The 21061-nt window shown below is 64.7% G+C and carries 35 protein-coding genes and 1 pseudogene; 1 reads left to right on the top strand and 35 read right to left on the bottom strand.

Annotated elements, in window-relative coordinates; translation table 11 throughout:
- The first annotated feature begins 31 nt into the window (after window positions 1–31).
- A complete protein-coding gene (glmS, locus tag MSB02_RS08830; RefSeq protein WP_267194872.1) occupies window positions 32–1888 on the top strand; it encodes a glutamine--fructose-6-phosphate transaminase (isomerizing) in 1857 nt (618 codons plus the stop codon).
- Window positions 1889–1969: 81 nt separating this feature from the next.
- On the opposite strand, the gene rpsI is transcribed toward glmS, so the two are convergent.
- From rpsI to rplD, 35 genes and pseudogenes are all read right to left on the bottom strand, one after another.
- Entirely contained in the window at window positions 1970–2368 is a 399-nt protein-coding gene (rpsI, locus tag MSB02_RS08835) for a 30S ribosomal protein S9 (RefSeq protein ID WP_267194873.1), read from the bottom strand.
- Between the two features lie 3 nt (window positions 2369–2371).
- Window positions 2372–2806: a 50S ribosomal protein L13 gene (rplM, locus tag MSB02_RS08840; protein ID WP_267194874.1), complete on the bottom strand. Its 435-nt coding sequence runs from the start codon at window positions 2804–2806 to the stop codon at window positions 2372–2374.
- A gap of 232 nt (window positions 2807–3038) precedes the next feature.
- Entirely contained in the window at window positions 3039–3812 is a 774-nt protein-coding gene (gene truA, locus MSB02_RS08845; protein ID WP_267194875.1) for a tRNA pseudouridine(38-40) synthase TruA, read from the bottom strand.
- Window positions 3813–3820: 8 nt separating this feature from the next.
- Complete coding sequence (locus MSB02_RS08850) at window positions 3821–4618, bottom strand: energy-coupling factor transporter transmembrane component T family protein (RefSeq protein WP_267194876.1); 798 nt, start codon at window positions 4616–4618, stop codon at window positions 3821–3823.
- Window positions 4615–5445, bottom strand: coding sequence for an ATP-binding cassette domain-containing protein (locus MSB02_RS08855; protein ID WP_267194877.1), 831 nt, complete (start codon window positions 5443–5445; stop codon window positions 4615–4617). Before MSB02_RS08855 ends, MSB02_RS08850 begins: the two co-directional genes overlap by 4 nt.
- Window positions 5433–6248 (bottom strand): ATP-binding cassette domain-containing protein, encoded by an 816-nt coding sequence (locus MSB02_RS08860; RefSeq protein WP_267194878.1) that lies wholly within the window; start codon window positions 6246–6248, stop codon window positions 5433–5435. Before MSB02_RS08860 ends, MSB02_RS08855 begins: the two co-directional genes overlap by 13 nt.
- A gap of 81 nt (window positions 6249–6329) precedes the next feature.
- Window positions 6330–6677: pseudogene (gene rplQ, locus MSB02_RS08865) on the bottom strand (50S ribosomal protein L17); the annotation flags it as partial.
- 13 nt (window positions 6678–6690) lie between these two features.
- Complete coding sequence (locus tag MSB02_RS08870) at window positions 6691–7629, bottom strand: DNA-directed RNA polymerase subunit alpha (protein WP_267194879.1); 939 nt, start codon at window positions 7627–7629, stop codon at window positions 6691–6693.
- Between the two features lie 31 nt (window positions 7630–7660).
- Entirely contained in the window at window positions 7661–8287 is a 627-nt protein-coding gene (gene rpsD / locus MSB02_RS08875; protein WP_267194880.1) for a 30S ribosomal protein S4, read from the bottom strand.
- A gap of 21 nt (window positions 8288–8308) precedes the next feature.
- A complete protein-coding gene (gene rpsK / locus MSB02_RS08880; RefSeq protein WP_267194881.1) occupies window positions 8309–8710 on the bottom strand; it encodes a 30S ribosomal protein S11 in 402 nt (133 codons plus the stop codon).
- A 3-nt stretch (window positions 8711–8713) separates the two neighbouring features.
- The gene (rpsM, locus tag MSB02_RS08885; RefSeq protein ID WP_267194882.1) at window positions 8714–9088 is read right to left on the bottom strand and encodes a 30S ribosomal protein S13; all 375 of its coding nucleotides are present in this window, start codon (window positions 9086–9088) and stop codon (window positions 8714–8716) included.
- Between the two features lie 13 nt (window positions 9089–9101).
- A complete protein-coding gene (gene rpmJ, locus MSB02_RS08890) occupies window positions 9102–9215 on the bottom strand; it encodes a 50S ribosomal protein L36 (protein WP_267194883.1) in 114 nt (37 codons plus the stop codon).
- 124 nt (window positions 9216–9339) lie between these two features.
- Window positions 9340–9561 carry a translation initiation factor IF-1 gene (gene infA / locus MSB02_RS08895; RefSeq protein ID WP_267194884.1) on the bottom strand — a complete coding sequence of 74 codons (222 nt, stop codon included), beginning with the start codon at window positions 9559–9561 and terminating at the stop codon, window positions 9340–9342.
- Between the two features lie 84 nt (window positions 9562–9645).
- Window positions 9646–10395, bottom strand: coding sequence for a type I methionyl aminopeptidase (gene map, locus MSB02_RS08900; protein ID WP_267194885.1), 750 nt, complete (start codon window positions 10393–10395; stop codon window positions 9646–9648).
- Window positions 10396–10398: 3 nt separating this feature from the next.
- Window positions 10399–11046, bottom strand: a complete 648-nt coding sequence (locus tag MSB02_RS08905; RefSeq protein ID WP_267194886.1) for an adenylate kinase — start codon at window positions 11044–11046, stop codon at window positions 10399–10401.
- Between the two features lie 100 nt (window positions 11047–11146).
- On the bottom strand, window positions 11147–12409 hold the full coding sequence (secY, locus tag MSB02_RS08910; RefSeq protein ID WP_267194887.1) for a preprotein translocase subunit SecY: 1263 nt from the start codon (window positions 12407–12409) through the stop codon (window positions 11147–11149).
- A complete protein-coding gene (gene rplO / locus MSB02_RS08915; RefSeq protein ID WP_267194888.1) occupies window positions 12406–12852 on the bottom strand; it encodes a 50S ribosomal protein L15 in 447 nt (148 codons plus the stop codon). Before rplO ends, secY begins: the two co-directional genes overlap by 4 nt.
- A gap of 90 nt (window positions 12853–12942) precedes the next feature.
- Window positions 12943–13131: a 50S ribosomal protein L30 gene (rpmD, locus tag MSB02_RS08920; RefSeq protein WP_267194889.1), complete on the bottom strand. Its 189-nt coding sequence runs from the start codon at window positions 13129–13131 to the stop codon at window positions 12943–12945.
- Between the two features lie 6 nt (window positions 13132–13137).
- Entirely contained in the window at window positions 13138–13650 is a 513-nt protein-coding gene (rpsE, locus tag MSB02_RS08925) for a 30S ribosomal protein S5 (protein WP_267194890.1), read from the bottom strand.
- A 16-nt stretch (window positions 13651–13666) separates the two neighbouring features.
- A complete protein-coding gene (rplR, locus tag MSB02_RS08930) occupies window positions 13667–14035 on the bottom strand; it encodes a 50S ribosomal protein L18 (protein ID WP_267194891.1) in 369 nt (122 codons plus the stop codon).
- A 51-nt stretch (window positions 14036–14086) separates the two neighbouring features.
- A complete protein-coding gene (gene rplF / locus MSB02_RS08935; protein WP_267194892.1) occupies window positions 14087–14623 on the bottom strand; it encodes a 50S ribosomal protein L6 in 537 nt (178 codons plus the stop codon).
- Window positions 14624–14650: 27 nt separating this feature from the next.
- Entirely contained in the window at window positions 14651–15049 is a 399-nt protein-coding gene (rpsH, locus tag MSB02_RS08940; protein ID WP_267194893.1) for a 30S ribosomal protein S8, read from the bottom strand.
- Window positions 15050–15153: 104 nt separating this feature from the next.
- Window positions 15154–15339: a type Z 30S ribosomal protein S14 gene (locus MSB02_RS08945; RefSeq protein ID WP_267194894.1), complete on the bottom strand. Its 186-nt coding sequence runs from the start codon at window positions 15337–15339 to the stop codon at window positions 15154–15156.
- Window positions 15340–15394: 55 nt separating this feature from the next.
- The gene (gene rplE / locus MSB02_RS08950; RefSeq protein ID WP_267194895.1) at window positions 15395–15937 is read right to left on the bottom strand and encodes a 50S ribosomal protein L5; all 543 of its coding nucleotides are present in this window, start codon (window positions 15935–15937) and stop codon (window positions 15395–15397) included.
- Between the two features lie 85 nt (window positions 15938–16022).
- The gene (rplX, locus tag MSB02_RS08955; protein ID WP_267194896.1) at window positions 16023–16334 is read right to left on the bottom strand and encodes a 50S ribosomal protein L24; all 312 of its coding nucleotides are present in this window, start codon (window positions 16332–16334) and stop codon (window positions 16023–16025) included.
- A gap of 29 nt (window positions 16335–16363) precedes the next feature.
- Window positions 16364–16732, bottom strand: a complete 369-nt coding sequence (rplN, locus tag MSB02_RS08960; protein ID WP_267194897.1) for a 50S ribosomal protein L14 — start codon at window positions 16730–16732, stop codon at window positions 16364–16366.
- Window positions 16733–16814: 82 nt separating this feature from the next.
- Window positions 16815–17075, bottom strand: coding sequence for a 30S ribosomal protein S17 (gene rpsQ, locus MSB02_RS08965; protein WP_267194898.1), 261 nt, complete (start codon window positions 17073–17075; stop codon window positions 16815–16817).
- 11 nt (window positions 17076–17086) lie between these two features.
- On the bottom strand, window positions 17087–17299 hold the full coding sequence (gene rpmC / locus MSB02_RS08970) for a 50S ribosomal protein L29 (RefSeq protein WP_267194899.1): 213 nt from the start codon (window positions 17297–17299) through the stop codon (window positions 17087–17089).
- Complete coding sequence (rplP, locus tag MSB02_RS08975; RefSeq protein WP_267194900.1) at window positions 17300–17725, bottom strand: 50S ribosomal protein L16; 426 nt, start codon at window positions 17723–17725, stop codon at window positions 17300–17302.
- On the bottom strand, window positions 17726–18451 hold the full coding sequence (rpsC, locus tag MSB02_RS08980; protein WP_267194901.1) for a 30S ribosomal protein S3: 726 nt from the start codon (window positions 18449–18451) through the stop codon (window positions 17726–17728).
- Window positions 18452–18455: 4 nt separating this feature from the next.
- Window positions 18456–18797, bottom strand: coding sequence for a 50S ribosomal protein L22 (gene rplV / locus MSB02_RS08985; RefSeq protein ID WP_267194902.1), 342 nt, complete (start codon window positions 18795–18797; stop codon window positions 18456–18458).
- 72 nt (window positions 18798–18869) lie between these two features.
- Window positions 18870–19148: a 30S ribosomal protein S19 gene (rpsS, locus tag MSB02_RS08990; protein WP_267194903.1), complete on the bottom strand. Its 279-nt coding sequence runs from the start codon at window positions 19146–19148 to the stop codon at window positions 18870–18872.
- Between the two features lie 18 nt (window positions 19149–19166).
- The gene (gene rplB / locus MSB02_RS08995) at window positions 19167–19997 is read right to left on the bottom strand and encodes a 50S ribosomal protein L2 (protein ID WP_267194904.1); all 831 of its coding nucleotides are present in this window, start codon (window positions 19995–19997) and stop codon (window positions 19167–19169) included.
- A gap of 147 nt (window positions 19998–20144) precedes the next feature.
- Window positions 20145–20429, bottom strand: a complete 285-nt coding sequence (rplW, locus tag MSB02_RS09000) for a 50S ribosomal protein L23 (protein ID WP_267194905.1) — start codon at window positions 20427–20429, stop codon at window positions 20145–20147.
- Window positions 20429–21052: a 50S ribosomal protein L4 gene (gene rplD, locus MSB02_RS09005; protein WP_267194906.1), complete on the bottom strand. Its 624-nt coding sequence runs from the start codon at window positions 21050–21052 to the stop codon at window positions 20429–20431. The genes rplW and rplD overlap by 1 nt, the downstream gene beginning before the upstream one ends.
- Window positions 21053–21061 lie beyond the last annotated feature (9 nt).

Consider the following 21061-nt stretch of genomic DNA (forward strand, 5'->3'; position numbering starts at 1 on the left):
AGACTGATCGTACAACGGAAAAGGTAATCGAATGTGCGGAATCATCGGCTACGTAGGACCGAAGCCAGCATCACCGGTACTGCTCGAAGGTTTGAGGCGGCTGGAGTACCGGGGGTATGACAGCGCGGGTGTCGCCGTCCTTCAGGACGACGCCATCACGGTACGCAAGAAGAAGGGCAAGATCGACGAGGGCATCGCGCGCACCCTCGCCGACCAGCCCGCGCCCGGCACCATGGGTATCGCCCACACCAGATGGGCGACCCACGGTGAGCCCTCGGATGAGAACTCACATCCCCATCTCGACGCATCGGGCCGTATCGCCGTGGTGCATAACGGCGTCATCGAGAACTACGAGCACCTGAAGGAGCGACTCCTCGATGCGGGCCACGAGTTCCAGTCGGGAACCGACACAGAGGTTCTCGCGCACCTGATCGGCGTGCACTACGAGCGTCTCCGTGACGGCGACGCCACGCCGGACCTGCTCAACGAAGCGGTCTCGGCCGCGCTGCGCGAAGTGATCGGCACGTACGGCATCGCGGTGATATCGAGCGAGATACCCGGTGTGATCGTGGGAGCCCGTCGTGGCTCCCCGCTGATAATCGGTATCGGCGAAGACGAGAACTTCCTCACGAGCGACTCCAACGCCGTGGTGGCCCACACCAAGCAGGTGGTGTTCCTCAACGACTACGACGTGGCCACCGTCACGGCTGGATCGTTCGAGGTGCACAACCTCGGAACCGACACCGCCGACGTTCAGATCAGCAAACTCGAGTTCGATGCCGAGGACTCACAGCGTGGCGACTTCGAGCACTTCATGCTCAAGGAGATCCACGAGCAGCCCCGCACCGTGGAAAACGCGATCAGGGGCCGGATCGACAGCGAGGGCGCCACAGCCCGGTTCGGCGGCCTGAACATGACGCCCGCCGAGCTGCGCTCGGTGCAGCGGATCATCATCGCCGCGAGCGGCACCAGTTGGCACGCCGCACTCATCGGCGAGTACATCATCGAGGCCCTGGCGCACATCCCCGTGGAGGTGGAGTTCGCGCACGAGTTCTGCTATCGCATGGCGCCTGTACGGCGTGACACGCTCGTGCTCGTCATCTCGCAGTCGGGCGAGACCGCCGACACGCTGATGGCGTTGCGCGAGGCGAAACGCCGTGGACACAGGGCGCTCGCGATCGTGAACGTCGTGGGCAGCACGATCGCACGTGAGGCCGACGGCGGAATCTACATGCATGCGGGACCTGAGATCGGTGTCGCCTCCACCAAGGCCTTCATCGCCACGCTCGTGTGTCTCGAGCTTCTCGCCATCCACCTCGGGCGCATGCGCATGCTCTCCGCCGGCCAGGCCACGAAGACGTTCAAGGGGCTCGAGGCGCTGCCTGCACAGATCGAGCAGGTGCTCGCCCAGAGCGACGCGATCAGGGAGATCGCGCTCAAGTATGCCGAGGCGGACGATTTCTTCTTCCTCGGCCGGGGCTACAGCTACCCCACCGCTCTTGAAGGCGCTCTCAAGCTGAAGGAGATCTCGTACATCCACGCCGAAGGCTACTCGGCTGCTGAGATGAAGCACGGTCCGATCGCCCTGATCGATGAGAAGACCCCCACGGTCTTCCTGGTCCCGCAGGACTTCATGTACGACAAGACGATGGCCAACCTCGAGATGATCCGGGCGCGCAAGGGCCCGGTGATCGCCGTTGCGAGCGAGGGCGACGAACAGATCGCCAGGATCGCCGACGATGTGATCTTCATCCCGAAGGTGCGCGACGAACTGAACCCGCTGATCGCCAGCGTCCCGCTGCAGCTCTTCGCGTACCACCTTGCGGTGGCACGCGGGTGTGACGTCGACAAGCCCCGGAACCTCGCCAAGAGCGTCACGGTGCTCTAGACGTCATCGATCCGCCGCGCAAAGGAAAGCCCCCCGACCATCCGGTCGGGGGGCTTTCGCATCGTTCCTGATATCGCAGCTCTAGCGCTTCGAGAACTGCGGGCGCTTGCGGGCCTTCTTGAGGCCGTACTTCTTGCGCTCCACCATACGGGGATCGCGGCGCAGCAGGCCTGCACGCTTGAGTTCGGCGCGGTAATCGTCACCGGCCTCGAGCAGCGCACGGGAGATCGCGTGACGCATCGCGCCAGCCTGACCCGAGAGACCGCCGCCCTTGATGTTCGCGAACACGTCGAAGTGACCGATGGTCTCAGTGACCTTGAACGGCTGCTCGACGTAGCCCTTCATGACCTCGCGGCCGAAGTAGTCGGCGAACGCACGGCCGTTGACCGTCATCTGGCCTGAACCGGGGATGAGCCGCACACGGGCGACCGACGTCTTGCGTCGGCCGGTGCCCCAGTAGACTGCCTTGCTCTCAGCCATACGTTAGACCTCCAGGGTGATCTGACGGGGGTTCTGGGCCTGGTGCGGATGGTCCGGGCCGCCGTAGACCTTGAGCTTCTTGCCCATGGCCCTCCCCAGCGTGTTCTTGGGAAGCATGCCCTTGACCGCGCCCTCGATGACGCGCTCGGGCCTCTTCGCGAGCATCTCGGAGATTGGGGTCTCCTTGAGGCCACCCGGGTAACCGGAGTGGCGGTACTTCTTCTTGTCAGCGAGCTTGTTGCCGGTGAGCTTCACCTTCGATGCGTTGACCACGACGACGAAGTCGCCGGTATCGACGTTCGGGGTGTACTGCGGCTTGCGCTTCCCCTTGAGAATGGAAGCGACCTCGCTCGCCAGACGGCCGAGGGGGATATCAGTGGCATCGACGAGCAGCCACTCGCGCTCCACCTCGCCGGGCTTTGCGTAGTAGGTCTTCAACTGGTTCCTCCAAGACGTGCTGGACGTAGTCGTTTGTCGAGTTCACGGGGCTCTCGAAACGAACCCTTGCAGTTTATCCGCGCAGGTGTGGGGTGTCAACCAACGCGTCCGGGCGTATCTATGGCGGATCACAGCGCACGATACGTGCATCACCCCAGGTCAGAAGGGTATAGCGACCCGATGCATGCAGCCGGGCGCCCGTGCGCCGGCAAGCCCGGGCGGACCCTCGCGCCTAAAGCCAGCACTCGTCGGGATAGGTGACGTGCCAGAGGGTCAGTCCCTGCGGCGGAGCGGTAGGGCCTGCGACCCTGCGATCCCGCGCCTCGAGCGTCTCGGCCATCCACGCCACCGGCCGTCGACCCGTGCCCACCTCCACCAGGCTTCCCACTATCACCCGGACCATCGAGTGCAGGAACGCGTTGCCGGTGACCCGGATCATAACGACGTGCTCACCGAGCATGACCGCCGGCTCGACCTGCACGAGATCGAGATACCGGCACGTGCGACGGCCCCTCCCCGACTCGGTCACGCAGAACGACCGGAAGTCGTGCTCACCCACGAGACAGGCGGCGGCATCACGCATCGCGCCCAGGTCCAGTGTGTGCCTCACCCACCATGCATACCGGTCCAGGAACAGCGGCGGCACAGGCCCGGGCACAAGCAAGTACCGGTACTCGCGGGCCACCGCCGAGTGCCGGGCGCTGAACCCCCCCGCCGCACGGCGCACACCGGTGACCACGATCCCGGGCGGCGTGAGCGCGTTCAGTGAGCGAAGCAGCGACGAACCGTCCGGCTCCGCTCCATCGGCCTCGAAGCTGATGACCTGCCCGAGCGCATGCACGCCCGCATCGGTCCTGCCGGCCCCCACGGTCTCGACCTCGCGTCGCAACACCGTCGCGAGCGCGCGCTCGATCTCACCCTGCACCGTAGACAGCCCCGGCTGGCGGGCGAACCCCGCAAAGCCGCTGCCGTCGTAAGAGACTGTGATCGCCACTACCCCCGACATAGCGCCCCCTACACCAGGATGCCGACCGTCACGAAGCCGGCCCACGACAACAGTAGCACCGCCCAGTCGCGTGCCCGCATGACCGAGACGTGCAGCCGGGTCCGGCCGCGTCCGCCCCGATAGCAGCGAGCGTCCATGGCCACCGCGAGATCCTCCGCCCGGCGGAACAGATTGACGAACAGCGGCACGAGCACCGGCACGTAGGCGCGGACCCGCGCCACGAGTCCACCTTCATCGAATCGTGCTCCTCGCGCTGTCTGAGCGACGATGATCTTCTCGGCCTCTTGCGCGGTGGTGGGGATGAAGCGGAGCGCGATGGTCAGCATCATCGCCACCTCGCCGGCGGGGAAACCCACCCGTCCCAACGGACGCATCAACGTCTCCAGTGCGTCGGTCAGCTGAACGGGGGTCGTGGTGAGGGTCAGCAGCGACGTGCCGACCACGAGCAGGACGATACGCACCGCGAAGAAGACGCCCCTTAGCAGCCCGTCGGCATCCACACCCACCGGCCCGATGCGCACGAGGCTCACGGTGGCCGGCTCCCACCGCAAGGCGTGGGCCAGCAACGTGAACACCAGGATCAGGCCGAGCGCGCGGAGGCCCCTGAATGCGATTCGAGGAGGGACACGCGAGACGAGCAAGACGGCTCCCACTGCCGCCGCGAACACGCTCATCCCCGCAAGACCGTCCACCAGGAACAGACCCAGCGTGAAGGCGACGATGACGCCCATCTTGGCGCGTGGATCCAGGGAGTGGACCGGGGAGTCGACGGGGACGTACTGCCCGAAGGTCGTCGGCACCCTCATGACGACACACCCCGCGCCGTGAGCAGCGACTCGGCCGCCCGGGCCGGGTCGCACACCACGTGCTCAAGACGCATGCCGGCATCACGGACAAGCAACTGCGTACGGACGACCGGCGGAAGCTCCAGCCCGGCACCGGTGTACGGCTCCGGGTCAGCGTAGAGTTCCTGCGGGGTGCCCGAGAATGCGACGGCTCCCGAGTCGAGCGCCACGACGGCCGTGGCCTCGTCCAGGAACTCCATCGGATCGTGCGTCACCACCAGCACGCCGCTTCTCCTGCGTTCCGCGGCAAGAGCTTCGCGGATGGAGCGCCTGCCGTCGGCGTCCAGGCCCGATGTCGGCTCATCGAGCAGCAGGTACGGCGCAGCCATGGCCAGAGCACCGGCGATCGCGCCGCGCCGGGCCTCCCCTCCCGACAACGTGAAGGGCGACCTGCCACCGTAGACATCGGGATCGAGTCCGACCGTCCGCAGTGCGCGGTCCGCTTCTTCCGAGGCGGAATCCAGGCCGAGGTTCCGTGGGCCGAACATGACGTCGGCGTGCAGCGTCTCGGCGAAGAACTGGGTCTCGGGATCCTGGAAGACGATGGCCACCGATCCTCGCGCTTCGCGCGCCGACGGATCCACGCCGTCGACAGCCACGGTGCCCTGTGACGGCGCGAGCAGCCCTGCGAGTAACCGGAGCAGCGTGGACTTACCCGATCCCGTGGTGCCTGTCACCACCACCAGATTCCCGCGCTCGAGCGACAGGTCGACCGAACGCAGGGCCTCCACGCCGAAAGACCGTCCTCCGGCATACGTGTATGACACATCGCGGGCTACGAGCGCCATACGCTCTCCGCTATCGCCTCGGGCGTCGATGCCCCGTCGGGAACCGGAACGCCGCCCCTGCGCAGAGCATCCGCAAGCTCCGCCTCGGGCGGGACCTCGACCGCCAGCGTCCGCGCATGTCCCGGATCGGCCATCAGGGCCTTCGGCGTTCCCTGGTACGCGATGCGCCCATTCCTGAGGACCACGACCTCATCCGCATCCACGACGTCGGCGAGGTGATGCGTCACGTGCAGGATGCCCACTCCGCGTCGCCTGAGATCCCCGAGCGCGGCGAGCACGTCGCGACGCCCCACCGGATCGAGCATCGCGGTGGGCTCGTCGGCGATCAGGTACGACGGACGCATGGCAAGTGCGCCCGCGATAGCAAGCCGCTGCTTCTGGCCCTCGGACAGGAGATGCGGCTCACGACGCTGGAACCCCGAAAGGCCCACTGCGGCAAGCGCGTCATCGACACGCACCCGCAGCTCATCTGGATGCACGCCGAGGTTCTCCGGTCCGAACGCGACATCCTCCTCGGCGAGCGTCCCTACGATCTGGTTCTCGGGGTTCTGTTGGATGAACCCTACCCGGGAGCGGACGTCCCAGACGGTCTCCTCATCGGCGGTGTCTGTCCCATCGACTCGCACGACACCCGCCGAAGGGACCAGGAGGCCGTTGCCGAGCCGCGCCAGTGTGGACTTGCCCGAGCCGTTCGGCCCCAGCAGCGCCACGACCTGACCCGGTGATACGGAGACAGAGACGTCGTCGAGCGCCGGCGCGACAGCGCCGGGGTAGGTGAACCCCACATGCTCGAATACGATCACCGGCTTCCTCTCCGAACCGCGAAGGGCCCCGCGATGCGGGGCCCTTGTCGCTCGTCATGACCTCGCGGCCCGATACTAGTCCACGAGCTCCAGGATGACCATCGGGGCAGCATCGCCCTTGCGCGGACCAAGCTTGAGGATGCGCGTGTAGCCACCCTCCCGCTCCTCGTACCGCGGCGCGATATCCTCGAAGACCTTCTTCACGAGCGCCTGGTCGCCGAGCTCGGCGAGCGCCAGACGTCGCGCATGTACATCCCCGCGCTTGCCCCAGGTGATGATGCGGTCCACGAGCGTCCGCACCTCCTTGGCGCGCGCTTCGGTCGTCTTGATGCGCTCGTTCACGAGCAGGGCGGCGGCGAGGCTCCGAAGCATGGCCTTGGTGTGGCTTGCGTCGGTACCGAGCGTGCGCCCCTTCTTCGCATGTCTCATCTCGTACGCTCTCCTACCCTGCGAGACCCAGACCCATGGTCTGGAGCTTGTCCTTGACTTCCTCGATCGACTTGGCGCCGAAGTTCCGGATGTTGAGCAGGTCGGCCTCGCTGCACTCCGTGAGCTGGCCGATGGTGTTCACACCCTGACGCTTCAGGCAGTTGTAGGAGCGGACGGTGAGGTCCAACTCCTCGATCGGCGTATCGAGCACTCTGTCCTTCTCGTCGGGGATCGACTCGAAGATGCCGTCCTGCGGCAGCTCACCCTCGGCCTGCTCGAGGAACAGCATCATGTGCTCATCGATGACGCGCGCGGCACGGGCCACCGCATCGGCGGGAGTCATGGCGCCGTTCGTCTCAAGCTCGAGCACGAGCTTGTCGTAGTCGGTGCGCTGACCCACGCGGGTGTTCTCCACGACGTAAGTGCACCGGATGACCGGGCTGAACACCGAGTCCACGGTGATCACGCCGATGGGGTCATCGATCCGCTTGTTACGGTCCGCGGAGACGTAGCCACGCCCCACGCCGATACGGATGCTCATCTCGAGCTTGGCGCCCTTCTCGAGGGTCGCGATCACATGCTGGGGGTTGACGAGCGAGAACTCGGCGGGGACCTTGAGGTCGGCGCCGGTCACAGTGGCGGGGCCGGCAGCGACGAGGGTCGCCACCGCTTCACCTTCGCCGATCCCCGTATCGCTGAAAACGAGACCCTTCACGTTCAGAACGATGTCGGTGACATCCTCGCGGACACCCTCCACCGTCGCGAACTCGTGCTGCACTCCTTCGATCCTGATCGAGGTCGCGGCCGCGCCCTGGAGCGACGACAGCAACACTCTACGCATCGAGTTGCCGAGGGTGTATCCGTAGCCACGCTCGAGCGGCTCCACCACATAGCGAGCGGTGCGCGCATCGATCTCGTCAACGGTCACTTTCGGCCTCATGAACTCGGTCATGCTCTAAGCCTCCTTGGCTGGCAAGGCGTGGTTACTTCGAGTACAGCTCGACGATGAGCTGCTCGCGGATCGGTGCTTCGATCTGCTCGCGGGCCGGAAGCGAGAGCACGCGGCCCTGCAGCTTCTCGACATCCACCTCGAGCCATCCCGGCACCTCTATCTTCGAGGACGAGATGAGCGCGGCCTTGATCGCCGTCATGTCCTTCGACTTCTCGCCGACGGCGATCACAGCTCCGGGGCGCACGCGGAACGATGGGATGTCCACCCGGTGGCCGTCCACGGTGAAGTGACCGTGACGCACCATCTGACGGGCCTCGTCGCGTGACGCGGCGAAACCGAGACGGTAGACAGCGTTGTCGAGACGGCTTTCCAGCAGCCGGAGCAGGTTCTCACCGGTGATGCCGGGCTGGCGCGTCGCGATCTGATAGTAGGTCCGGAACTGCTTCTCCAGGACCCCGTAGATACGCTTCGCCTTCTGCTTCTCACGAAGCTGAACGCGATACTCCGAGTCGCGCGGGCGCTTCTTCCCCGCCTGACCCGGAGGGTACGGGCGCTTCTCCATGCCACACTTGTCCGTGTAGCACCGGTCGCCCTTCAGAAAGAGCTTCTCACCTTCACGGCGGCACTGCCTGCAGTCCGCCCCTGTGTAACGTGCCATAGAGGTCGATCCTCCCAGAAACTACACGCGGCGGCGCTTGCGCGGCCGGCAGCCGTTGTGCGGGACAGGGGTACGATCCTGGATGCTCGCGACTTCCAGGCCTGCGGCCTGCAGCGAGCGGATCGCGGTCTCACGGCCGGAGCCGGGACCCTTCACGAACACAGACACCTTGCGCACGCCATGCTCCTGCGCCAGCTTCGCACACTGCTCGGCAGCGAGCTGGGCGGCGAACGGCGTGGACTTACGCGAACCCTTGAACCCGACCTGACCGGCCGACTTCCAGGCGATCACGTTGCCCTGCGGGTCGGTGATGCTGATGATCGTGTTGTTGAACGTGCTCTTGATGTAGGCCTGCCCGACGGCGATGTTCTTTCGCTCGCTGCGGCGGACCCTGGTTTTGGCGTTCTTCTTCTTAGCAGCCATATGCTACTTGCCCTTCTTCTTCGCGCCGATCTGGCGACGGGGACCCTTGCGGGTGCGCGCGTTGGTGTGCGTCCGCTGTCCCCGCACCGGCAGGCCACGGCGGTGACGAAGGCCCCGGTAGCAACCGATCTCCATCAGCCGCTTGATATTCTGACTCGTCTCACGTCGCAGATCGCCTTCGACCTTCAGGTTCCGGTCGATGAACTCGCGCAAACGAACGACCTCTTCTTCTGTGAGGTTGCGTACGCGCGTGTCCGGGTTGATGCCGGTCTCACGCAGGATCTGCTGCGCTGTGGTGAGCCCGATGCCATAGATGTAGGTCAGGCCGATCTCCACGCGCTTCTCGCGCGGTAGGTCGACGCCCGAAATGCGTGCCAAAGCCCGCTCCCTCCTAGCCCTGCCGCTGCTTGTGGCGCGGGTTCTCGCATATCACGAGTACCCGTCCATGGCGACGGATGACCTTGCATTTCTCGCACATCTTCTTAACGGAAGGTCTGACTTTCATGCTCTGGTTCCCTTTTCCGTTGTTGTCGTACTTCGATCTATCTCATCGCCCAGCCGCAGGCGTGTTCTTTCTTGAAACGCTAACACGGTGCCGGGTGTCTCCATGACCCCCGATGACGAACGTCCTACTTGAAGCGATACGTGATCCGACCACGGGTGAGGTCGTACGGAGACAACTCGACGACGACCTTGTCACCCGGGAGGATACGGATGTAGTGCATCCGCATCTTGCCGGAGATGTGGGCCAGCATCTTGTGACCGTTGTCGAGCTCTACCCTGAACATCGCGTTGGGCAGGGCCTCAAGAACGGTACCCTCCATCTCTATAGCGTCATCGCGCTTTGCCAAGTGCATGGTTCCCTTCAAGAGGCGTGAAGTCGCAAAACCGCAGTATATCCAAGACGGATGCTCACGTCCAGCGCCGGGTCGTTCTCACTCCGACACCGTGAGGATGAGCGGACCGTCATCGGTGATCGCCACGGTGTGCTCGAAGTGGGCCGACACCGCGCCGTCGGCGGTCACCACTGTCCACCCGTCATCGAGGGATCGCACATCCGCGGCACCGGCGTTGATCATCGGCTCTATCGCAATAACCATGCCTGCCTTCAGCGTAGGACCCGTCCCCGCCTTGCCGTAGTTCGGCACCTGGGGGTCCTCATGCATGGCGCGACCGATACCGTGGCCCACGTACTCACGGACCACCGAGAAGCCTGCCGCCTCCGCCACGGATTGAACCGCCGCGGACACATCATACAGGCGCATCCCGGGCACGCATCTCGCTATGCCCGCCTCGAGCGATGCCCGTGTGACATCCATCAGGCGGACTACCTCCGAGGACACCGCCCCGACCGGGAAGGTGCGGGCCGAATCGCCGTAGTATCCGTCGACGATCGCCCCGCAGTCGACGGAGACGATCTCGCCCTCGCGGAGTACGCGCTTGCCGGGAATACCGTGCACCACCTGCTCGTCCACCGAGGTGCACAACGTAGCGGGAAAGCCATGGTACCCCTTGAAGGCCGGCAGCGCTCCCGCAGCCAGGATCGTCTCCTCGGCAACAGCGTCCAGCTCGGCGGTCGTCACGCCAGGGCGTACGGCGGCTGCCACCGCATCGAGCGCCCGAGACGTGATCCGGCCCGCTTCACGCATGACGGCGATCTCCGAGGGGGATTTCGTGATGATCACAGCTCAGCCGACACCGTTCAGGATGTCGCGGATACCGGCGTAGACCGCATCCGGTGACTGGTTCCCATCGACCGTGTGCAGGGTGCCGTGCTCGCTGTAGTAGGGGATCAGCTTGCTTGTCTGCTCCTCGTACGCCTCGAGCCGCGCCCTCACGGTCTGCTCCGTGTCGTCGTCACGCTGATAGACCTCACCGCCGCATTCCGTGCAGGCTTCGAGTTCGCCGTCGGTGGCGACGTTGAAGATCTTGCCGCATCCACGGCACTGCCGCCGCGACGTGATGCGGGTGACGATCGCCTCGGGGTCCACCTCTATGCTCACTACGACGTCGAGCGCCACGCCGATATCGGCGAGTGCCGTCCCCAGGGCTTCGGCCTGAGGAATGGTACGCGGGAAGCCGTCGAACAGCACGCCCTTCTCGCGGGCGTCAGGCTGACTGATGCGCTCCTTGACCAGGCCGATCACGACCTCGTCGGGTACGAGGGCGCCGGAATCCATGTACCGCTTAGCCTCCATGCCGAGAGGGGTGCCGTCGGCAACGGCTTTCCGCAGGATGTCGCCGGTGGACAGATGCACCAGGCCGTAATCGTCCACGATCCTCGTGGCCTGTGTCCCCTTCCCCGCGCCGGCGGCACCGAGCAGCATGACGTTCATGATTCCCCTCCCATCCATCGCCAGTGCCCCGATGCCGCCCGAACCGGGCGTGCACCGGGGCGCTCGCGATCAACCGACATCGAGCGCTAGCGCCCGGACCTCACTTGAAGAAGCCGTCGTAGTGACGCATCTGCAACTGACTCTCCAGCTGCCGCATCGTCTCGAGCGCGACGCCGACCATGATCAGGATCGATGTGCCGCCGAATGCCTGGACCAGCTGGTCGCCTGTCTGCTGGAAGATGATCTGCGGCACGACAGCTATGGCCGCCAGGAACACCGCGCCCGGCAGCGTGATTCGGTTCAGCACGTTGGTGATGTACTGCGCGGTGGGGTTACCCGGACGGACACCCGGGATGAACCCGCCGTTCTTGCGTAGATTGTCCGCCGTCTCGATCGGGTTGAACACGAGGGCCGTGTAGAAGTACGAGAAGAAGACGATCATCACGGCGAACAACAGGATGTACGCCCAACCACCCGAAAGCCAGGCGGCTACCTGCTGCAGCCACTCGACGCTGGTGAAGAACCGGGCGATCGTCGAGGGGAACAGCAGCACCGACGATGCGAAGATGATCGGGATGACGTTGGCCCCGTTGACCTTCAGCGGGATGTACGTCCCCATGCCGCCATACACACGGCGACCCACGACACGCTTGGCGTACTGGACCGGGATACGGCGCTGACCGCCCTCCATGAACACCACTGCCGCGACCACGAGCAAGGAGATGGCGAGCACGAGCAACATGAACCAGGGGTTCACCCGGAACGAAGAGACGATCGTCTGCGGGAAGCGCGACACGATGCTCGCGAATATCAACAGCGACATGCCGTTGCCGATCCCTCGCTGGGTGATCAGCTCGCCCATCCACATGATGGCGGCGGTCCCGGAGATGAGGCTGATGACGATCACGATCTCGGTGAGCAGATTGAACTGCACTCCAAGGCCGCCGCTCGTGGCAGGCGCCTGGAAGACCGTCAGGAGGCCCAGGGACTCCATGAGCGCGATACCCAGGGTCATGTAGCGCGCGGTCTGCGTTATCTTGCGCTGACCGGCCTCCCCTTCCTTGGACCACCGTTCGAACGTCGGGATGACCGCCTGCAGCAACTGCATGATGATCGTTGCCGTGATGTACGGCATGATCCCGAGTGCGAAGATCGCGAAGTTCTCCAGCGCGCCGCCAGCGAAGAGGTTCAGCAGGCCGAGCGCACTACCCGCGCCGCTGACCAGGTCCTTCATCGATGCCGGATCGACACCGGGGACGGGAATGTGCGCACCCACCCGGTACAACGCGATGATGCTCAGCGTGAAGATGATCTTCCTGCGAAGATCCGGGATGCGAAGAGCGTTGCGAATGGCATCGATCACGAGAGATCGACCGTCCCTCCAGCCGCCTCGATCTTGGTGCGGGCCGGGGCGGAGACCCTGTCGGTCTTCACGGTAAGAGCCTTCGTGAGCTCGCCGTCGCCGAGCACCTTGACCGGAGTGGTCTTGCTCTTGATGACGCCCTTCTCGAACAGGCTGTCCACGCTCACGGTGTCACCCGCGGCATAGAGGTCCTCGAGCCGTCCGACATTCACGACCGCGTATTCCACGCGGCTGCGGTTCTTGAACCCACCGAGCTTCGGCATCCGCATGTGAAGCGGGTTCTGTCCACCCTCGAAGCCGGGGCCCTTGCCGCCACCGGCCCGCGAGTTCTGACCTTTGTCGCCGCGGCCAGCGGTGGTGCCATGCCCGCTGGCGTTCCCGCGACCTACGCGCTTGCGGTCCTTACGCGAGCCCGGCGCCGGACTCAGATCGTGCAACTGCATGGTGTCTCCTTATCGCTCCGCCCCGGGCGCACCGCCGCGGGGATGCCGGCCGCTCGCCGCCGGCTGACTGTGCGGTGGACGTGTGCCCGTCTAGGCCTCTTCGACCTCGACGAGGTGCTTGACCTTGAAGATCATGCCGCGGATGACAGGCGTGTCGGCCTGCTCCACGGTATCGTGCATGCGCTTGAGACCGAGCGCCCGGACCGTGGCCTTCTGGTCCTTGGGCAGCCCGATCGCGCTTCTCACCTGAGTGATCCTGAGTGTCTTCTCGGATGCCATATCTGACTACCCCTCTTTGCCGTAGATCTCCGCGACCGTCTTGCCGCGGCTGCGCGCGACCTCGGCCGGGCTCTTCAGTTCCTGCAGACCCGCCGCCGCCGCCTTCACGATGTTCAGGGCGTTGCTGGTGCCGAGGGACTTGGAAAGCACGTCCTGGACCCCGCCCAGCTCCAGCAGGGCACGCACCGGACCGCCGGCGATGACGCCGGTACCCGGTGCAGCGGGCTTCAGGAGCACCTTGCCGGCACCATACTCGCCGGTGACGGTGTGCGGGATGGTCGTGCCCGACATCGGGAACGTGAACATGTTCTTCTTGGCGTCCTCGATGCCCTTCTTGATGGCGACGGGGACCTCGGCGGCCTTGCCCATGCCCACGCCGACACGGCCGTTACCGTCTCCCACGACCACGAGAGCGGTCAGCGAGAAACGACGACCGCCCTTGACGACCTTCGCCACTCGATTGATGTAGACGACGCGCTCCTGGATCTCGGAGACCGGAGCGTTGGTGTCATACGCCATTACAGATCCTCCTGTCTTAGAACTTCAGGCCGGCGTCGCGGGCACCCTCTGCGAGAGCGGCCACCCGCCCGTGATAGAGACGTCCGCCGCGGTCGAACACGACCTCGGTGATGCCGGCCTCGAGAGCCCGGCGCCCAAGTGCGCCGCCTACCGCCTTCGCGGCGTCGGCGTTTGCGCCCGATGAGAGCGCCGTTCTCAGCTCGGGGTCGATCGAAGACGCTGAGACCAGCGTGGCCCCGGCGACATCATCGATGAGCTGCGCATAGATGTGCTGGTTGCTGCGGCTGACACGCAGGCGGGGTCGTTCGGCCGTACCGGCGACCTTCCCGCGTACCCGGCGCTGACGGCGGGTGAGTGCCGCTGTCTTCGCTTTCGACTTATCCATGACCCGTCTTGACTCCTTCTCCTCGCGCCCGGCGACAGACGCGGTCGGTTACTACTTGGCGGCCTTGCCGACCTTACGGCGGACGTATTCGCCCGCGTAACGGATACCCTTGCCCTTGTAGGGCTCCGGCGGGCGGATCGCACGGATCTCGGCCGCCACCTGACCGACACGCTGCTTATCGATGCCGATGACCGAGATCTTGGTGGGCGCAGGCACCTCGAACGTGATGCCCTCCGGCGCCGGTACGACCATGGGATGGCTCAGGCCGAGTGACAGATCGAGGTCCGATCCCTTCAGCACGGCGCGGTAACCGACGCCCACGATCTCCATGTCCTTCCGGAAACCCTCCGAGACGCCGACGACCATGTTGGAGATCAGCGTACGGGTCAGTCCATGAAGACTGCGGTGCCGACGCCCGTCGGTGGGACGGCGAACGAGGACAGCACCGTCCTCAAGCGTGATCTGCATATCCGGGTCGAACGACTGCGACAGGACGCCCTTCGGCCCCTTGACGGTGACATCCGTTCCCTCGATGGTGACTTCCACCCCGGCCGGGACCGGGATAGGCTGCTTGCCGATACGTGACACGGCTCGGCTCCTTTCGCTCCGGTCCGACTACCAGATGTAGGCAAGCACCTCGCCGCCGACACCGGCGGCACGGGCCTGCTTCTCGGTCATGACACCCTGCGAAGTGGAGATCACGGCTATGCCGAGACCACCGAGCACGCGGGGAAGCTCGTCCTTCTTGGCGTACACACGAAGACCGGGCTTGCTGATGCGACGCAGGCCGGTGATGGTCCGCTGCTTCTTCGGCCCGTACTTGAGCGTGATACTCAGCGTGGCCTGCGGCTCACCGGGGACTACCTCGTAGTCCTCGATGTAGCCCTCACTCTTCATGATCTTGGCGATCGCGACGAGCTTGTTCGACGACGGCATCGTCGTAGAAGCCTGGAACGCATTGTTCGCGTTCCTGACACGCGTCAGCATGTCAGCGATGGGATCGGTCATGCTCATGTTCTCGACTACCTCCTATGATTCGGGACTGCCCGTGTCCACCGGTTCGCATCGGCCCTTGACCGGTGCGCCTTGTGGACCCGTTGCCCGGGTCTGGATACGGCCTACCAGCTGGCCTTACGGACACCGGGCAGCTCACCGCGGCTCGCCAGCTCGCGCAGACACACGCGGCAGAGGCCGAACTGCCTGTAGTACGCGCGCGGCCTGCCGCAACGGTTGCAGCGGTTCACGGTACGCACGGCGAACTTCGGCGCACGCTTTGCCTTGGCGATCATCGACTTCTTTGCCACTTGACGAACCTCCTCGAAGTGGGTGACCCGGACCCCCGGGCGACCCGCGTCTTCTCTACCGCTTGAACGGGAATCCGAACTGATCGAACAGCGCTCGACACTCTTCATCTGTATCCGCACTCGTGACAAAGGTGATGTCCATGCCACGGATCTTGTCCACTTTGTCGTAGTCGATCTCCGGGAAGATCAACTGCTCGTTGACACCGAGCGAGTAGTTGCCGCGACCGTCGAACGCCTTTCCGCTCACACCGCGGAAGTCGCGGATGCGCGGCAGCGCCGTCGAAAGCAGGCGGTCGAAGAACTCCCACATGCGATCACCGCGAAGCGTGACCTTGCAGCCGATGGGCATGCCCTGGCGGAGCTTGAAGCTCGCTATGGACTTCTTGGCACGCGTGATGGCTGGCTTCTGGCCAGTGATGATCGTCAGGTCGTTGATCGCATTCTCGAGAAGCTTCGCGTCCTGGGTCGCCGCACCGACGCCCATGTTGACGACGATCTTCTCCAGACGCGGGACCTGATGCACGTTGCCGTACTCGAACTGCTCCATGAGCGCCGGCACGACCTCCGTGCGGTACTTCTCCTTCAGTCTGGGTGCCACTCGTCATACCTCCGATGTGTTCTCTCGCCCGACGGATTTCCGACCCGGCGGGACTTCTGGCCCGCGTCGCATCGCGACGTTGGCTCTACTTGTCGATGTCCTTACCGCACGACTTGCACACGCGGGTGCGGACGCCATCCTCGCGGCGCCGGCTTACCCGGGTGGGCTGACTGCAGTTGGGGCACACGAGCATCACGTTGGAGACGTGGATCGTCCCCTCCATCTCGATGATGCCGCCCTGTTGGTTCTTCTGGCTCGGGCGGGTGTGCTTCTTGATCATGTGGACGTTCTCCACGACGACGCGCTGCTTCTCCGGCACCGAGCGGAGGACCTTGCCCTCTTTGCCCTTGTCCTTGCCGGCGATGACGCGCACGCGATCGCCCTTGCGGATCGTCATTGAATTCGCCATATCTCTTCAGGCCCTCCCTACAGGACTTCCGGGGCGAGCGACACGATCTTCATGTACTTGCGGTCGCGCAACTCACGCGCCACAGGACCGAAGATGCGCGTGCCTCGCGGGTTGCCCTGGGCGTCGATGATCACGGCAGCATTCTCATCGAACTTGATGTAGCTGCCGTCAGGCCGGCGCATCTCCTTCTTCGTACGGACGACGACCGCCTTCACGACATCGCCCTTCTTGACCGCCCCGTTCGGGGTGGCCTCCTTCACGGCGCACACGATGGTGTCGCCGACATGGGCATAGCGCCTCTTGGAGCCGCCGAGGACCTTGATGCAGGCCACCCGTCGCGCTCCGGAGTTGTCGGCTACCTTCAGCCGGGTCTCCGCCTGGATCATGCTCTTCCTCCGTCACTCGCCGGTCGTCGGGCGTTCATCCGTACCCGAGAGGACCGTCGTTCCACGTGTTGCCGGTCAGGCTCTACTTGGCCTTCTCTACGATCTCCACCAGACGCCATCTCTTCATCTTCGAGATGGGCCTGGTCTCCATGATGCGCACGACGTCGCCAACACCGCACTCGTTGTTCTCATCGTGGGCGTGGAACTTGGCCGAACGCGTGATCATCTTGCCGTACAGCGGATGACGCTTGCGGTCCTGGACCTGGACTACGCAGGTCTTCTCTCCTGCGGTCGAGACCACGACACCCTGGCGCTCCTTGCGGCTGTTACGCTCAGTACTCATCTACCGTCCTCCTACTGCGCCTGGGACTTGGACGCCGCGATCTCACGGCTGCGCAACTCTGTGTGCAGGCGCGCGATGTCCCTCTTCACCATCGTGATGCGGTGCGGATTGTCGAGCTGACCGGTAGCGAGCTGGAACCGGAGGTTGAACAACTCCGTCCTGCTCTCCTTCAGCTTCTCTGCGATCTCGCTCTCGGCAAGACCCTTGATGTCTGTCTTCTTCACTTATGATTCACCGCCACTGTCAGCACGGGTCACGAACTTGCACTTGATCGGCAGCTTCTGCGCCGCGAGGCGCATGGCTTCCTTGGCGACCTCTTCGCTCACGCCGGCCACCTCGAACATCACGCGGCCGGGCTTCACGACCGCCACCCACTTCTCGGGGTTGCCCTTGCCGGATCCCATCCGGGTCTCTGCCGGCTTCTGGGTCACGGGCTTGTCCGGGAAGATGTTGATCCACACCTTGCCGCCACGCTTCATGTGGCGGGTCATCGCGATACGCGCCGCCTCGATCTGCCGGTTGGTGATCCATGCGGCCTCGAGAGCCTTCAGCCCGTATTCGCCGAATGCGATCTCGGTACCGCCCTTGGCGATACCCTTACGGGAGCCGCGCATCACCTTGCGGTGCTTGACACGCTTAGGAAGCAGCATCTAGCCCCTCCTTCCGTTACCGGCGCCGCGACGACCGCGCGAACGGTCGGGGCGCGGACGCTCCACGAGAGCGGCCTCTTCGGCAGCGGTCATCGTCTGGCCGGGCAGCTTGTCGCCGCGGTAGATCCAGACCTTCACGCCGATGACGCCGAACGTGGTGACAGCGTCGGTGGTGCCATAGTCGATCTTGGCACGGAGCGTATGGAGCGGTACCCGACCTTCGCGATACCACTCACGGCGACCCATCTCTGCGCCGCCCAGACGGCCGGAGCACTGGATACGGACGCCCAGCGCACCGCCCTTCATCGCGCTCGTCACTGCCTTCTTCATCGCGCGCCGGAACGAGACGCGAGCCACGAGCTGCTCGGCAACGCTCTGCGCAACGAGGGTCGCGTCCAGCTCGGGACGCTTCACCTCCACGATGTTCACGGCCACGGGGTGCCCAGCCAACTGCTCCAGTTCCTTGCGGAGCGCGTCGACCTCGGCGCCCTTCTTGCCGATGACGATGCCCGGGCGCGCGGTCCAGATCTCGAGGAACACCTTGTCGCCCTTGCGCTCGATATCGATCCGCGAGACGGCAGCGCGGCGGAGCTTCGCCTTCAGATACTTCCTGAGCGCGAGGTCCTCGGCCAGGGTCTGGCTGTAGCCCTTGTCCTGATACCAGCGGCTCCTCCACTCCTCGGTGATGCCGAGACGGAACCCGATGGGATAGACTTTCTGGCCCATGCCTTTACGCCTCCTCTCGCTGCTTCACGACCACGGTGATGTGGCTCGTGCGCTTGTTGATACGGAACGCACGGCCCATGGCGCGCGGGCGGATGCGCTTGATCGTCGGCCCTTCGTTGACGAAGGCCTCGGAGACGAACAACGTCTCCGGCTTGATCCTGTGCTGCTTCTCAGCGTTGGCGGCGGCGCTGTGTACCACCTTGCCTACCACCTCTGCGGCAGCGCGCGGGGTGAACTTCAGGATCGCCTCGGCGTCGGGCACCGACTTGCCGCGGACGAGATCCACGACCTCGCGCGCCTTGCGCGGGCTCACCCTCACGTACTTCGCCGTAGCTCTTGCTTCCATTTCGAGAAAACCTCCGACCGTCATCCGGAGCGCCCCTGCGGCGTCCCGGCGTCAGTGATACGCGACTGCGTCCTAGCGCTTGCCCTTCTTGCGATCGTCCGCATGTCCGCGGAACGTCCGCGTCGGGGAGAACTCCCCGAACTTGTGGCCGACCATGGACTCGGTCACGTACACGGGAACGTGCTTGCGTCCGTCGTGCACCGCAACCGTGTGACCCACCATCTCCGGGAAGATGGTCGACGCACGTGACCAGGTCTTGATGACCTTCTTCTCGCCGGCCTCGTTCATGTCCTGGATACGCTTCAGGAGACGCGGCTCGACGTAGGGTCCCTTCTTAAGGCTTCTGCTCATCGATAACTTCCTCTCCCGCTACTTCTTGCGGCGGCGGATGATCATGCGGTCGGACGCCTTGTGCTTCGCACGTGTGCGGTGGCCCTTGGTAGGAACACCCCACGGCGTGACCGGGTGACGACCCGCGGTCTTGTTCTTGCCTTCGCCACCGCCATGCGGGTGGTCGACCGGGTTCATCGCGGTACCACGAACGGTCGGCCGCTTGCCAAGGTGACGATTGCGGCCGGCCTTTCCGATGGAGATGTTGGCATGCTCGCTGTTGCCGACCTCGCCAACGGTCGCACGGCAGGTGAGCGGCACCATGCGCATCTCGGAGGACGGCATGCGCAGGATGGCGTTGGGGCCCTCCTTGCCGATCAGCTGCGCGGAAGCGCCTGCCGAACGCGCTATAGCCGCGCCCTTGCCCGGCTGCAGCTCGATCGCGTGCACCACGGTACCGGTGGGGATGTTCTCCAGCGGCAGCGCGTTACCAGGCTTGATGTCGGCGCCGGGGCCGGACATGATCGCGTCACCGACCCGCAGCTTCTCGGGGGCGATGATGTAACGCTTCTCGCCGTCCGCATAGTGCAGGAGCGCGATGCGAGCGGACCGGTTGGGGTCGTACTCGATCGTCGCGACCTTCGCCGGGATCCCGTCTTTGTTTCGCTTGAAGTCGATCTTCCGGTACTGGCGCTTGTGGCCACCACCCTGATGCCGGGTGGTGATCCGCCCGTTGTTGTTGCGGCCGCCCTTCTGGGGCAGCGGCTCGAGCAGCGACTTCTCCGGCGTCGTCGATGTGATCTCCGAGAAATCGGCGACCGTCTGGAATCGACGACCCGGTGAGGTCGGCTTGTACTTCTTAAGTCCCATCATCTCTCCTTCACTCCGATTGCCGGGCCGCTTGGGACTCGGAGCTACTCACGCTCCGAGCGGCCCGACGCCGGACGTTCCTTCTACCACGGTGCCGGGTGGCTCCATTCCCCGTCGCACTCCCGCGTCAACGGGAGCACGTTGGGATCACCTACCGGCGAACATATCGATCGTATCGCCCTCTTTGAGGGTGACTATCGCTTTCTTCCACGAGCGCGACAGCCCCTTATTGTACCGGAGTCTGCGCGGTTTACCAGCAACGTTCATGGTATTCACTTTGGTGACCGTCACGCCGAAGATCTCGGAGATCGCGGCCGCGATCTGCTCCTTCTTCGCGGTCTTGTGGACCTCGAACGTGTAGCGGTTCTGCTCCATCAGGTCGTAGCTCTTCTCCGACACGATCGGCCGGATGATGATGTCATGCGCCTGCATCAGCTCAGCACCCCCTCGAGCCACTCGAGCGCCGGCTTGGTGAACAGCAGGCATGTGTTGTCCACAAGATCGTACGTGTTCGCCTCGGCGGCGGTGATCACGCGCGCCCGCTCGATGTTTCGCAGCGAGAGCAGCGCGTTGATGTCGTCGTTGTCCACCACGACGGTGACCTTCCGGTCGATGCCGAGCGCCGAAAGCACGGCGGCGGCCTGCCTGGTAGACGGCTCCTCGAGACCGAAGGAGTCGATGACGAACAGATCGCCATCAGCACGCTTCGCAGAGAGCACGCTGCGCATGGCGAGCTTGACGACCTTGTTCGGCACCTTGAACGCGTAGCTTCTGGGGGTGGGGCCGAAGATGACACCGCCGCCCTTCCACTGTCCGGCCCGGATGGAGCCCTGGCGGGCGCGTCCGGTACCCTTCTGGCGCCACGGCTTCGCGCCACCGCCGGAGACGTCGCTCCGGCCCTTCACGCTGTGCGTGCCCTGACGCCGCGCAGCCATCTGGCTACGGACGACCTGATGCACGGCGAAGGGGTTGGGCTCGATCGCGAACACGGCATCCGCCACGTCGGCCTGCCCCACCTTCTTGCCCGTGCTGTCTTTCACTTCCACAGTTGCCATCTCATCTGC

The sequence above is a fragment of the Anaerosoma tenue genome, assembly GCF_023161965.1.
GTDB classification, from domain to species: Bacteria; Actinomycetota; Coriobacteriia; order Anaerosomatales; family Anaerosomataceae; genus Anaerosoma; species Anaerosoma tenue.